The organism is Brevundimonas fontaquae (assembly GCF_017086445.1).
GTDB classification, from domain to species: Bacteria; Pseudomonadota; Alphaproteobacteria; order Caulobacterales; family Caulobacteraceae; genus Brevundimonas; species Brevundimonas fontaquae.
Map to the genome: position 1 here is coordinate 2,124,868 of NZ_CP070968.1, position 13,018 is coordinate 2,137,885.

General features: G+C 67.0%; 14 protein-coding genes. 6 read left to right on the forward strand and 8 right to left on the reverse strand.

Annotated elements, in window-relative coordinates:
• Positions 1–37: 37 nt before the first annotated feature.
• Positions 38–601: a 2-amino-4-hydroxy-6-hydroxymethyldihydropteridine diphosphokinase gene (folK, locus tag JX001_RS10425; protein ID WP_205681019.1), complete on the reverse strand. Its 564-nt coding sequence runs from the start codon at positions 599–601 to the stop codon at positions 38–40.
• Here folK and JX001_RS10430 point away from each other — a divergent pair.
• Positions 600–1,136, forward strand: a complete 537-nt coding sequence (locus JX001_RS10430; RefSeq protein ID WP_205681020.1) for a LabA-like NYN domain-containing protein — start codon at positions 600–602, stop codon at positions 1,134–1,136. The genes folK and JX001_RS10430 overlap by 2 nt on opposite strands.
• The gene (locus JX001_RS10435) at positions 1,133–1,771 is read left to right on the forward strand and encodes a uracil-DNA glycosylase (protein ID WP_199059638.1); all 639 of its coding nucleotides are present in this window, start codon (positions 1,133–1,135) and stop codon (positions 1,769–1,771) included. Before JX001_RS10430 ends, JX001_RS10435 begins: the two co-directional genes overlap by 4 nt.
• Before the next feature lie 3 nt (positions 1,772–1,774).
• Here JX001_RS10435 and smpB read toward each other — a convergent pair whose 3' ends face one another.
• Both smpB and dapA read right to left on the reverse strand, forming a co-directional pair.
• The gene (gene smpB / locus JX001_RS10440; protein ID WP_199059639.1) at positions 1,775–2,248 is read right to left on the reverse strand and encodes an SsrA-binding protein SmpB; all 474 of its coding nucleotides are present in this window, start codon (positions 2,246–2,248) and stop codon (positions 1,775–1,777) included.
• Positions 2,248–3,132 (reverse strand): 4-hydroxy-tetrahydrodipicolinate synthase, encoded by an 885-nt coding sequence (gene dapA / locus JX001_RS10445; protein ID WP_205681021.1) that lies wholly within the window; start codon positions 3,130–3,132, stop codon positions 2,248–2,250. Before dapA ends, smpB begins: the two co-directional genes overlap by 1 nt.
• Positions 3,133–3,257: 125 nt before the next feature.
• Between dapA and JX001_RS10450 the strand changes: the two genes are divergently transcribed.
• Entirely contained in the window at positions 3,258–5,318 is a 2,061-nt protein-coding gene (locus tag JX001_RS10450) for a lytic transglycosylase domain-containing protein (RefSeq protein WP_205681022.1), read from the forward strand.
• Here JX001_RS10450 and JX001_RS10455 read toward each other — a convergent pair.
• Genes JX001_RS10455 through JX001_RS10470 form a run of 4 tightly spaced genes read right to left on the reverse strand, consistent with a single transcriptional unit; the run spans position 5,312 to position 8,476 of the window.
• Positions 5,312–6,067, reverse strand: coding sequence for an ABC transporter ATP-binding protein (locus JX001_RS10455; protein ID WP_205681023.1), 756 nt, complete (start codon positions 6,065–6,067; stop codon positions 5,312–5,314). The two genes, JX001_RS10450 and JX001_RS10455, sit on opposite strands and share 7 nt — an antisense overlap.
• A complete protein-coding gene (locus tag JX001_RS10460) occupies positions 6,064–7,053 on the reverse strand; it encodes a FecCD family ABC transporter permease (protein WP_241004611.1) in 990 nt (329 codons plus the stop codon). Before JX001_RS10460 ends, JX001_RS10455 begins: the two co-directional genes overlap by 4 nt.
• The gene (locus JX001_RS10465) at positions 7,050–7,850 is read right to left on the reverse strand and encodes an ABC transporter substrate-binding protein (RefSeq protein ID WP_205681025.1); all 801 of its coding nucleotides are present in this window, start codon (positions 7,848–7,850) and stop codon (positions 7,050–7,052) included. Before JX001_RS10465 ends, JX001_RS10460 begins: the two co-directional genes overlap by 4 nt.
• A complete protein-coding gene (locus JX001_RS10470; RefSeq protein WP_241004612.1) occupies positions 7,847–8,476 on the reverse strand; it encodes a TetR/AcrR family transcriptional regulator in 630 nt (209 codons plus the stop codon). The genes JX001_RS10465 and JX001_RS10470 overlap by 4 nt, the downstream gene beginning before the upstream one ends.
• Positions 8,477–8,680: 204 nt before the next feature.
• Between JX001_RS10470 and JX001_RS10475 the strand changes: the two genes are divergently transcribed.
• The 3 genes from JX001_RS10475 to JX001_RS10485 are packed head-to-tail and all read left to right on the forward strand — an operon-like array spanning position 8,681 to position 11,721.
• A complete protein-coding gene (locus JX001_RS10475) occupies positions 8,681–9,997 on the forward strand; it encodes a glycosyltransferase family 2 protein (protein WP_241004613.1) in 1,317 nt (438 codons plus the stop codon).
• A gap of 18 nt (positions 9,998–10,015) precedes the next feature.
• Positions 10,016–10,927 carry an RsmD family RNA methyltransferase gene (locus JX001_RS10480; RefSeq protein WP_205681027.1) on the forward strand — a complete coding sequence of 304 codons (912 nt, stop codon included), beginning with the start codon at positions 10,016–10,018 and terminating at the stop codon, positions 10,925–10,927.
• On the forward strand, positions 10,924–11,721 hold the full coding sequence (locus JX001_RS10485; protein WP_205681028.1) for a TrmH family RNA methyltransferase: 798 nt from the start codon (positions 10,924–10,926) through the stop codon (positions 11,719–11,721). Before JX001_RS10480 ends, JX001_RS10485 begins: the two co-directional genes overlap by 4 nt.
• Here the strand turns inward: JX001_RS10485 and JX001_RS10490 are convergent.
• Positions 11,718–12,995, reverse strand: a complete 1,278-nt coding sequence (locus JX001_RS10490) for an MFS transporter (protein WP_205681029.1) — start codon at positions 12,993–12,995, stop codon at positions 11,718–11,720. The two genes, JX001_RS10485 and JX001_RS10490, sit on opposite strands and share 4 nt — an antisense overlap.
• Positions 12,996–13,018: the final 23 nt, after the last annotated feature.

A 13,018-nucleotide genomic window follows, 5' to 3' on the forward strand; every position in this document is an offset into this window, starting at 1 on the left:
CGGCTTTTTGCAACGCCACAGGGGCGGAAGTTAGGCGTCAGGTCGGGCGGGCGTCGGCGCCGACGGTAGCCAAAGCGGCCAGGTCGCTCGCTGCCCCGCCATGCGGATGCACCCAACTTGGCGCGATCTCGGCGATGGGGCCCATGACAAACCGCCGCTCGGCCGCGCGGGGATGGGGCAGGATCAGCCCTTCCAGATCACCGCTCAATCGTCCGTAGGCGATTAAGTCTAGATCCAGCGTCCGCGGCGCATTGCGAACCGACCGCTCGCGGCCGAAGGCATCCTCGATCCGGCCGAGCGCCGCCATCAGGGCATGGGGATCGTGTTCAGTGCGGACGATGACCACGCCATTCAGGAAAGCCGGATCGTGCGGATCGGGCCAGGCCATTGACGACCACCACGACGAGCGTGCGACGACATCAATCCCTTCGCTGCGAAAACGCGCGAGCGCCGCCTCCAGCGCTTCGGTGCAGGACGACCATGCCCCCTTGTCATTGCAGCCCAGGGCCACGATGACTGCGTCATTCAGGTCGAACCCGTCATCGATTCCGAGGGCGACCGCGCGATCCGATTTTTCATCTCTTTCGACGGCTTCGACCATGTTTCATCCCACCGACCGGCTGGCGATCTTCATCGACGGCTCGAACCTCTACTCCGCCGCCCGCGCCTTGCAGCACGACATGGACTTCCGGCGGATGCTGGACTGGTTCCGCGAGAGGTCCATCCTGACCCGCGCATACTACTATACGGCCGTGGTCGAGGGCGAAGAATTCTCGCCGGTAAAGCCGCTGGTCGACTGGCTCGACTACAACGGCTTTTCGGTCGTCACCAAGCCGGTGAAGCGGTTCACGGACAATAGCGGCCACAGCCGGATCAAAGGCAATATGGACATCGAGATCGCGGTGGACATGCTGGAGCTGGTGCCGCACATCGATCATGCGGTGCTGTTCTCAGGCGACGGCGACTTCCGGCGGGTGGTTCAGGCGGTCCAGGCCAGGGGCGTACGGGTCACGGTCATCTCGACCCAGAAGACCCAGCCGCCGCATATTGCCGACGAACTGCGCCGTCAGGCCGACGCCTTCCTGGACCTGAACGATCTGATGGCCGACTTCGGCCGCCCGAAGGCCGCCCAATGACCCTGAAGCCCGAACCGCCCCGCGACTGCCCCCTATGTCCTCGCCTGGTCGCCTATCGTCAGGAGAATGCGCGCCAGAATCCAGACTGGTGGAACGGGCCGGCCGCCTCGTTCGGCGATCCGAACGCCCGTCTGCTGATCGCCGGTCTCGCGCCCGGCCGGACCGGCGCCAACCGGACGGGGCGCCCCTTCACCGGCGATCACGCCGGCTGGCTGCTGTACGACACCCTCAAGAAGGCCGGCTTTGCGCAAGGCCATTACGATCCCAACGGCGACGATGACCTGACGCTGACGGACTGCATGATCACCAACGCGGTCCGGTGCGCCCCGCCCGGGAACAAGCCTCTGCCGATCGAGGAGACGACCTGCCGTCCCTTCCTGATCGACCGGCTCAAGCTGCTGCCGAATCTGAAGGTGATCGTGACCTTGGGCGACGTTTCGCGCCGCAATATCCTGAAAGCCTTCGGGCGGCCTGCGTCAGCGATGCCGGCGGGTCACGGGGCGCAGGGCCAAGCCGGCGGATACGTCATTCTGAACAGCTATCACTGCTCCCGATTGAACACGAACACCGGTCGCCTGACGCCGCAGATGTTCGAGGACATCTTCGCGCGCGCCCGAACCCTGATCGAGGGCTGAGCCTCAGCCCTTGTCGCGCATCAGACGGGCCTTGTCGCGCTGCCAGTCGCGTTCGGCCGAGGCCTCGCGCTTGTCGTGCAGCTTCTTGCCCTTGGCCAACGCGATCTCCAGCTTCGCCTTGCCCGCGTCGTTCAGATAGAGCTTCAGCGGAATGATGGTCTGGCCGTCGCGCTGGACCGCCCCCATCAGCTTGTCGATCTGCTTTCTGTGCAGCAGGAGCTTACGCGGTCGGCGCGGCTCGTGATTGAAGCGGTTCGCCTGTTTGTACGGCGGGATATCGGCGTTGATCAGCACGATCTCGCGTCCCTCCACCGCCGCATAGCTTTCGGCGATATTGGCCCGGCCGTCGCGCAGCGCCTTGATCTCGGTGCCCAGCAGTTGGATCCCGGCCTCGATATTGTCTTCTAGGAAATAGTCGAACCGCGCGCGGCGATTCTCGGCGATGACCTTGAATTTCGATTGCGGCTTGGGGGCCATCAGATGACGCCCGCCGCCGCCATGGCGCGGTCGATGAAAGGTTTGACCGCATCGGAGGTCGGCGACAGCGGCAGACGCGCCTCCTCATTGCACAAGCCAAGCTTGGCCAGGGCGTATTTTGTCGGCGCGGGCGAGTTGTCCAGGAACAGCGCCTTGCAAAGACTGATCAGTCGGTCCTGCCAGTCCCGTGCTGTGGCATAATCTCCGGCGGTCATCGCATTGTGCAAGGCGACCATGGCCTCGGGCGCGACATTGGACGCCACCGAGATCAGGCCGACGCCGCCATGGGCGTGGTAGCCGAGATAGCTGGGGTCATCGCCCGAGATCAGGTCGAACTGGCCATCGATGTTCGCTCGCATCCAGCTGACGCGGCTCATGTCGCCCGTGGCGTCTTTGATGCCGACGATGTTCGGGTGGGCCGCCAGCTGCGCCACTGTCTCATTGGACAGATCGGCCCCCGTCCGGCCCGGCACATTGTACAGCAGAATTGGAAGCTGCACGGCGTCGGCCACCGCTTCGAAATGGGCCGCCATGCCCGCCTGGGACGGGCGAATATAATACGGCGTCACGATCAAAGCCCCATCGGCGCCCACCGTCTTGGCGTGGCGGGTCAGGTCGATGGCTTCTTTGGTATAGGGCGATCCGGTGCCGGCGATGACGGCGACGCGCCCGGCCGTCAGACGCACGCACAGCTCGATGACATGCTTGTGCTCATCCAGATCCATGCTGGCGCCCTCGCCCGTCGTGCCCATCGGGACGACGCCGTGAACCCCTGCGGCGATCTGACGCTCAAGCAGTTTGGCGAATGCGGCTTCGTCCACGTTTCCGTCACGAAGTGGTGTGATCAGGGCGGTGATCACGCCCTTGAACAAGGGGGCGTTCATGAGACTAAGCTGGCCTGCGTGGGGAGTGACGATGGACGGATGTTCATCGCCTTTGCAATGAGCGCGGGACGTTAGGTCGCCAGCGGCTCCGCCGCAACCGGGATTGAATGGGAACAGGACAGATCATGATCGCGACCAGTCTGGCGGCGGCCCTCGCCGTCCTTGCGCCGAACCCGCAGGACGCCCTGCCCACCCAGCCCGTGCCCTATGCCTCGGCGTCTTCGTCCGTGCCCGGCTATTCGGCGACTTATCAGGGTCGTGTGCTGAATGATCAGGACACGGCGCTGTTTCGTCAGGGGCTGGCGGCGGCCCGTGCGCGCGATGTGTTCGGCGCCCAGTCCGCCATGTCGCAGATCAGGGACGCCTCGGCTCGCAAACTGGTCGAATGGGCGCTGATCGACACCTCGGGAGAGCAACTGTCCTACTCGGACCTCTCGCGCGGTCAGGCGGATCTGGCGGGATGGCCGCGCGGCGAATCGCGACGCGCCGCCGCCGAAAAGGTGCTGGACCGCTCCGGCATGGGCGCGGACGCGGCCCTGGCCCTGATGTCTGACGGCAAGCCGACGACGGTCGAGGGGGCCATCGCCTACGCCTCCGCGCTGCAGCAACGCGGCCGCCAGGATGAGGCCCGCGCCCTCGTCCGCGACTGGTGGCGCACCCGCTCGTTCGACGACGCGCCGCAGTCGCGTATCCTCAGCCAATGGGGCTCCTGGTTGACCCCCGCCGATCACGAGGCGCGGCTGAATATGCTGCTGCTAGGTCCGCACGGACCGGCGACGCGCAGCATGATCAATCTGGTTTCGCCTGATCGCGCTGCCATCGCCAACACGGTGATGACCCTTCGCTCGGCCTACAGCCCCGACGCCGTCATCGCCAATCTGACGCCGGCCCAGGCGGCCGATCCGGCGGTCGTGCTGGAGCGCGTGCGCCTGCTGCGTTCGCAAAATCGCCAGTCCGAAGGCTTTGCGCTGCTGGCCAATCTTCCGCCGGCGCCAGGCCATACTACCGGCGACAACACCCTGTGGAGCGAGCGCCGCAACTACTTCCTCGACGCCCTGCAACAGGGCAACTGGCGCGCAGCCTATGACGCCATGAACGGCCACGGCTTCACCTCGGGCGACCGGATGGTGGACGCCGAATTCTTCGCCGGCTGGGTCGCCCTGACCAAGCTGAACCAGCCCGAGGTCGCCGCCCGCCATTTCGAGGCTCTGCGCACCGCCTCATCCACGCCGATCACTCAGGGCCGCGCCTACTATTGGCTGGGTCGCGCCGCCGAGGCGCGCGGCGAACGCGACGCCGCCCTCGCCTACTATCGCAACGGCGCCCAGCATTGGCAGACCTTCTACGGTCAGCTAGCGGCCGAGAAGGTGGGCTTGACCACCCTTCAGCTGCCGGGGGAACCTGTGCCTTCACAGGCGGACATCGCCCGCTTCGAAGGCAATGAGATCGTCCGCGCCACGCGAATCTTGGGCGAGACGGGAGAGATGAGCTTGCTGCGCGTCTTCGCCTATCAGCTGGACAATGACCTGCCGACGATCAACGACCTGGCCCTGCTAATGGACCTGTCGCGCGGCTATGGCGAGGGTTTCACCGCCATGATGGTGGGGCGCGCCGCCAGCCAGCGGGGCTTCGTCATGCCCGAGCGGATGTATCCCGTCCGCGTCCCGCCCCAGGTCGCCGGCGCCGCACCGCTGGAGTTCACCCAGGCGATCACACGCCAGGAATCCAGCTTCGATCCCCGCGCCCGCTCCGGCGCCGACGCGCGCGGCATGATGCAGTTCCTGCCGTCCACCGCCTCCGGCGTCGCCCGCCGTCTGGGCATGAGCTATTCCGCCGAGCAGTTGTGGGATCCCGACTACAACATGACCCTGGGCAGCTATCACCTCGGCGAGCTGATGGCTGCGAACAACGGCTCCATGCTCCTGGCGACGGTTGGCTACAACGCTGGACCGGCACGCCCCAGCCAGTGGATCGCCCGATGCGGCGACCCGCGCGGCGATGCGATCAAGACCATCGACTTCATCGAGTGCGCGCCCTTCACCGAGACGCGCAACTATATGATGCGGGTGATGGAAAACATGGCGGTCTACAAGGCGCGCCTGAACGGCGGCACGGCGCCGCTGACGCCGTCGGCCGACATTTCGCGCGGATCGGCGGCGGGCGCGCGGCCGTATATCGCCTACTGAGCCCGGCGGGCCGCCAGCAGCGGCCCGTTCGGCCCCTCGATCCACGCCCCGTCCAGCCCAAAGACCTCGCGCAGGACGGCGGGCGACAGCGCCTGGATCGGTGGGGCGTCGGCGACCACCCGGCCCCGGTCCAGCACAACGATGCGATCCGCCACGGTTGCAGCCAAGGTCAGGTCGTGAAGGCTGACCAGCACCCCTGCCCCGTCGTCGGCGCGGGCCCTCAGGCGCTCCAGCACCAGACGCTGCGCATCCGGATCCAGCCCCGCGATCGGCTCGTCGGCCAGCAGCAGCGGCGCATCGATGACAAGGGCTCGCGCCAGCAGAACCCGGGCACGCTCGCCGCCTGACATCTCTGCAACGCCGCGGTCCGCCAGATGACCGGCGCCGACCTCACCCAGAGCGGCTCGCGCGCGCGAGAGCGCATCCGCGCCTGACAGAAACGGCGCACCAAGAGCCGCCACCTCTACCGCCGGCAGGTTCCAGGCGATGCGCCGTTCCTGCGGCAGATAGGCGACGCACTGCGCCCGCTGGCGAGGGGACAGATCAGTGATGTCCGCACCGCCCAGTCTGATTTGGCCGCCGGTCATCTCCAGCAGGCCCACCGCGGCGCGGATGGCGCTGCTCTTGCCCGCGCCGTTCGGACCGCACAGGGCCACGACCTCGCCCGCCTCGACCGACAGGCTTACCCCATCCAGCACGATGGCCCTGCCAAGCCGCGCCTGAACCGCCTCCAGCGACAACAGGCTCACAGCCGCCACTCCCGCGCCGCCCGCCAAGCGATCAGGGCGAACAGGGGCGCGCCGATCAGGGCGGTGAACACGCCAAGCTTCAGCTCCTGGTCCGTCGGCGTCAGTCGCGCCAGCAGGTCCGCCACGATCAGCATCAGCCCGCCGGCCAGCGCCGAGGGCGCCAGGATACGCTTCGCATCACCGCGCACCGCCGCGCGCACCAGATGCGGCGCGGCCAGGCCCACGAACCCGATGACGCCCGCCACCGCCACGGCCGCCCCGGTGGCCAAGGCCGCCGCGATCAGGGCGAAGGCTCGCAACCGTCCCATATTCAAGCCCGACGCCGCCGCCCCCTCGTCGCCGAGGGTCAGCATCCGCAGACCTGAGCCCGACAAGGCAGCGAAGACGCCCGCGACGATGACGGCCGGGGTCACCCAGGCCACATCGATCCAACTGCGGTTCTGCACCGATCCCAGCAGCCAAGACATGACCTCGGCCGAGGCGATAGGCGACGGCGAAAGGTTGAAGATCAAGGCCGTCGCTGCGCCTGCGAAACTGGACAGCGCCACGCCAAACAGGATCAGGGCCTCGGGCGCCCGCATGGCCCTGGACGCCGCGATCAACAGTCCACCCGCCAGCGCCGCGCCCGCCAAGGCCGAAAATTCGACCATTCCCGGCACGGCCGCAGCGCCAAGAACGATCGCCAGCGCCGCGCCCAGGGCCGCCGTCGCCGACACGCCCAGCACGCCGGGATCGGCTAGCGGATTACGCAACAGCCCCTGCATCACCGCGCCTGCCAGCCCCAGAGCCGCGCCGACGACCAGGGCGCAGACCGCGCGTGGCGCCCGCACCTGCCACAGCACCTCGGCCGGACCCGATGTCGGATCGCTGAAGGCAGCCGCATACTGATCGACACTGAACGCCGTCTCGCCCGCCAGCACCGCCAGAGCCAGCGCCGTGACGATCAAGCCGATCAGAACCAGGCACAGCCGAACCGTTCTGTTCACGGCCGCCCCTTGGCCATCATCTCGACCGCGTCGGCGGCGAACCATGCCGGGCAGGTCAAGGTCGCGGCGGGCAGGCGCGCCGCCGTTCGGCCCTCGGCCGCTCGCGCGACAACCGGATGCCGCCCTGGTCCGCGCAGGTCGGCGCGCAACTGATCGAAGAAGCCGAGCACAAATCGCACCGGCGGATTCATGGCGATCCGCTCGACGCTGAGTGCGCCAAAACCGGGAGCGGCCGTCAGATTGCGAAATCCGGCCGCCCGCATCATCGCATCTATCAGCGTGCCAGGCCCCGCAGTGAAGCCCCCCGACGTCAGATAGACGGCCCCAGACGCCTCAGCCGCGCGCTTCACCGGCGCCGCTTTGGCCAACTTCCCGTCCATCTGTCGCTCTAGCGCCCGTCCGCGCTGTATTTGATCCAGATCGCGCGCCACGGTTTGGATATTCCGGCGCACCCCATTTAGGTCCACCGCGTCCTCGATCGTGGCCACCTTGACCCCGCGCTGCGCCAGCGCCGTCAGCAGACGCGGTTCGCCGCCCCAGTAGCGCACCACGACGTCAGGCTGAAAACCCACGGCGGCTTCGAGTGTCGGACGCAAACGCCTGTGACCGACAGCCTGCTGACGCAGCCAGGCGTCCGGATCGTCGGCGCGCGGCGACAGCACGATGTCTGCGTCCGGCGCCAAGGCCAGCACATATTGGTCGGCGCACTGATCCAGCGCCATGATCCGCAAGGGCCGCGCCTCAGCCACGCTGCTGCTGAACGCCAGAGCCGCCAAGGCGACGCAGATACGCTTCATCCTTCGATCAGACCGACGAATAGGGCGTCCAAAGTCGTGCGAACCAGCGCCTGCCGATCGGACCACGGGAAGTAGGGCTTTGTGATCATGAGAGACACGATCCCATGCGCCGCAGCCCAGATCGCCTGGGCGATCGTGGCGGGATCGCCTTTCATGCGTCCAGCCGTCACGGCGTCGCCGACGGTCGCCTCCAATGTCGTGAACAGGCTGGAGCCCAGTTCGCGCGCCGCGTCCTGAGCGCCATCTCGCGCCTCCACCGGTCGCGTCAGATAGATCAGGCGATAGGCGTTGGGATGGGCGAAACCGAAGTCGATATAGCCCTCGATCATCCGCCGCAGCCGCTGCTCAGGCGGCGCGGCCTCATCGGCGACGGCGGCGTTTGATGCGATCAACCGGGCGAATGCGTCACGGCAGATTTCCTGCAGTATCGCGCCCTTGTCCGGGAAATGCATGTAGAGCGCCGTCGACGACAGCCCGACCTCGTCCGCGATCTTGCGAATCGTCGCGCCTTCATAGCCGTGCTCGACGAAGATGCGCTCGGCCGCCGCCAGGATTTCGCCCCTCCGCGAATGGCCTTCGCCCTTGGGCTTTCGGGTCGTGCGCGAGGCGTTCGAGGGTTCAGACAAGCCGCTGCTCCGGGTGAGGCGCCCTGAATAGCGACAATCCGTCCCGGACGCCAACCGACTTGCCGAACGCAGTTGTTTCAAATAGCGATTGCGGGTTGTGGTGCTTCGGGGGCGGTTGCGGTGAAGGATTGGGCGCATCCGGGGATCAGGCCCCGCCGAAACGGCGCCTCACGACGCACGCCGAGCGGTTTCCAGGTCACGACCTTGATCCTGCTTACGCTGACATCCGCCGTGGCGCTAATCCGCTGGCCCCAAACCGCTCTCCCCGTCGCCCTGGTGTTGTTCCAAGCCGCGTTCGTCGTGTGCGCCTTGTGGAAGGCCGTCATCGGTATCGCCAGCCTGCGACGCCCTGCGCCCGCTGCTCGTCCAATCGAATGGCCGCGCTACACCATTCTGGCGGCGCTTTATGACGAGGCGGCCGTGGCGCCGCAGTTGATCGCCAACCTCAGCCGGATCGACTATCCGGCGCACAGGCTGGAGGCGTTCATCGTGCTGGAGGCGCATGATGAGGCCACCCTGGCCGCAGCCCAGGCGACGCCCAAACCGCCGTGGCTGAAAATCCTGATCGCCCCTCCGGGCAGTCCTCAAACCAAGCCGCGCGCTTTGAACTACGCCCTGGGTCACGCGCGGGGCGATCTGGTCACCATCTATGACGCAGAGGACCGACCGCATCCGCAACAACTCCGTCAGGCGGCTGCGCGCTTCGTGGCCCAGCCCCGGTTGGGTTGTCTTCAGGCGCCGCTGCGCATCCGAGCATCCGGCAAGGCTGGCTCCTGGTTTCTGGATCGGCAGTTCGCCTTTGAGTATGCGGCCCTGTTCGAAGTGACTTTGCCGGGCATGGCGCGGCTGGGCCTGCCCTTTCCGCTTGGCGGCACAAGCAATCACATCCGCATGACGGCCCTGCGCGGGGCCGGCGGCTGGGACGCGCACAATGTCACTGAGGACGCCGACCTGGGCTTTCGCCTGTGGTCGCTCGGCTGGAAGCTCGGCGTCATCGACAGTCCGACGTGGGAGACGCCGCCGGGCGCGATGGACCGATGGCTGCCCCAGCGCACCCGGTGGCTGAAGGGTTATATGCAGACCTGGGGCGTACACACGCGGCGTCCCAACGCCTTAGGCCGGCGCGGAAGCTTGTCGCTGGTCATGACCTTGGGCGCGGCGATCCTCTCGGCGGCCGCCCATGCCCCGACGCTGGCCTGGCTGGTTCTGGCTATCGCCGTCTGGGCGCTTTCTGGCGTCTTGCCGCCCCTGCCCGGAGGCTCGCTAGGCGTGCTGGCGCTGGGCGTCATCGCCGCCTGGATGAGCTGTGCGGTGGGAGCACGGCGGGCAGGGCTCGATTATCGGCTGGGCGATGTGCTGGCTGCGCCGGCGTACTGGGCGCTGCTCAGCCTGGCCTTCGTCCATGCAGCCTGGCGGCTGGCGGTCGAACCGCACGTCTGGGACAAGACCCCGCACGATCGCGACGATCAGATGCCGGAATTGACCGTCGTGGCGCTGGACGCTGGACGCGAGGCGGCCTGAGCGCCTATCAGCCCGACGATGGCGCCCGTCCTTTCCAAAACTCCCGAAACGCTCGTGACCTCCGGCTGGTCCGACTATGCCCTGCTGGACAGCGGCGACGGCAAAAAGCTGGAGCGGTATGGCCGCTACACCGTCGTTCGGCCCGAACCGCAGTGTTTCTGGTCGCCCCGCGATCCGAAAGCCTTCGAAAAGGCCACTGCGACCTTCGATCCGCAGCAGGAAGAGGAAGACAGCGGTCGCTGGCGGTTCGACAAGCATGGATCCATCGACGCCTTCCCCCTGAAATGGCGCGACGTGCAGTTCACCGGCCGTTTCACCCCCTTCCGCCACCTCGCCTTCTTCCCTGAACAGGCGGCCAACTGGGAATGGCTGGACGGGCGGGTGCGCGCGTTCACGCGCTCGAACGGCCGCGCGCCGAAGATCCTAAACCTGTTCGGCTACACCGGCGTCGCCAGTCTGGCTGCGGCCGCGGCGGGTGCGGAGGTCACCCACGTCGACGCCTCCAAGAAGTCCGTCGCCTACGCGCGCGAGAACGCCGAACAATCGGGCCTGGCCCAACATCCAATCCGCTGGATCGTTGAGGACGCCCGCAAGTATGTGGCGCGCGAAGTTCGTCGAGGCTCGAAATACGATGGCGTCATTCTGGATCCGCCCAAATACGGGCGCGGCCCTACGGGTGAAGTCTGGCGCCTGTTCGAGGACATGCCGGGCCTGCTCAAGGACTGCGCCGCCCTATTGTCCGATGATGCCGACTTCCTGCTGCTGAACGCCTATGCGGCCCGTGTGTCCGGCCTGTCTCTGGCGCATCTTATGGCGGAGGCAACGCAGGATCGCGGCGGCCGGATCGACTGGGGCGAACTGGCCCTGTCCGAAGACGGCCCTGACGCCCGCGCCATCGGCCTGTCCTTCTTCGCGCGGTGGAGCCGATGAGCGAACGCGTCATCACGTCGCTGACCAACGACACGGTCAAGGGCGTCCGCGCCCTGCATATGCGCAAGGAACGCGACCTGACCGGCACCTTCCTGGCCGAAGGCCTGAAATTCATCGGCGAGGCGCTGGACCAGGGTCGTGCGCCCCGGATGCTGCTGGTCGGCGAGGACGCCCGCCCTCACCCGCTGCTGGACCGCGCCAAGGCTGCCACCCTCAAGGCCGGCGGCGACATCATCGTCGTCACCCACGCCATCCTCGAAAAGATCAGCCGCCGCGACAATCCGCAGACGGTCTTGGGCGTGTTCGAACAGGCCTATGCGGCTCTCGACAGCCTGAACCCAGCCTCGGCCCCCTGCTGGGTCGCTCTGGAGCAGGTGCGTGATCCCGGCAATCTGGGCACCATCATCCGCACGGCGGACGCGGCCGGTTGCGGCGGGGTCATCCTGATCGGCGATTGCGTCGATCCCTATTCGGTCGAGGCCGTGCGCGCGACCATGGGCTCGGTCTTCGCCGTCTCGATCACCAAGACGACGCCCGAGACTTTCCTGACCTGGCGCAAGCGCTGGCCTGGCAGCGTCGTCGGCACCCGACTGGACGCCAAGGTCAGTCACCGCTCGGCCGTCATGCAACGGCCGTCGCTGATCCTGATGGGCAATGAGCAGGCAGGCCTGACCGATGACCTGGCCTCCGCCTGCGACGTCAACGTCAAGATTCCGATGCGTGGCCGCGCCGACAGCCTGAATCTGGCCATCGCCACCGGCATCATGGTCTATGCCGCGACGGATGAAGCCTAGCGCTTCTCCTCCGGCGCAACCCGCCCCATACCCCAAAGAGCGGCGATGGTGACCAAGGCCGAAATCGCCAGATAGCCGCCGACGGCTCCCGGCCCGAATCGCTCGGCCAGCTTCAGCGCGACATAGGGCGCAAGCGATGCGCCCAGGATGCCCGCCAGATTGAAGGCCATCGACGCGCCGGTATAGCGCACCGCTGTCGGGAATGGCCGCGCCATGGCTGCGCCGATGGGGCCATACGTGCAGCCCATCAGCGCGAACCCCAGGGCAAAGAAGATCAGCAGGCCGCTGAGGCCGCCCCCGAACAGCGGCGCGAAAATGAAGCCGAACAGGCCGATCCCGACCGACGAGGCGATCAGCACCCTGACCTGCCCGTATCGATCCGCCAGCAACGCCGTCACCGGGATGAAGGCGGCGAAGAACAGCACGCCGATCAACTGGATGGGCAGCACATCGGCCCGCGCCAATCCCATCCCTGTCGTCGCCCAACCGAGGGCGAAGACGGTCATCAGATAGAACAGGGTGAAGGTCGTCACGCCGCTGAACGTCCCGAGAACCAGCGCCGCCTTGTGATGGGCGAACAGGGTCACGGCGGGCGCCTTGACCCGCTCGTCGCGGTCAACCGCCTTCTGAAACTCGGGCGTCTCGGTGATCTTCAGCCGCACCCACAGGCCGACAAACACCAGCACGGCGCTCGCCAGGAACGGAATGCGCCAGCCCCAGCCCTCGAACGCGGTCTCGCTCATCGTCGACGTCAGGACGATGAAGGATGTGGTGGACAGGATGAAGCCGATGGGCGCGCCCAGTTGGGGAAACATGCCGAACCAGGCCTTCTTTCCAGGCGGCGCATTCTCGGTCGCCAGCAACACCGCCCCGCCCCACTCGCCGCCCAGACCCAGCCCCTGACCGAACCGGCACAGGGCCAGCAGCAGGGGCGCAAGCAGGCCGACCTGCTGGTGCGTCGGCAACACACCGATGGCCACCGTCGACAGGCCCATCGTCATCAGCGCCGCGACCAGCGTCGCCTTGCGTCCCACCCGGTCCCCAAAATGCCCAAAGGCCAGGGCGCCGATGGGCCGCGCGAAGAAGGCGATGGAGAAGGTCGCGAACGACGACAGAAGCGCCGTCCCCGGATCCTCGCCCGGGAAGAACAGCGTCGGGAACACCAAAACGGCCGCCGTGGCGTAGATATAGAAGTCGAAGAACTCGATCGTCGTGCCGATCAGGCTGGCGAACAGCACGCGGCCGGTGGAGTTCTTCGGCAGGACGTCGGACATCTTCTTCTCCCGGTTGTCCCAGC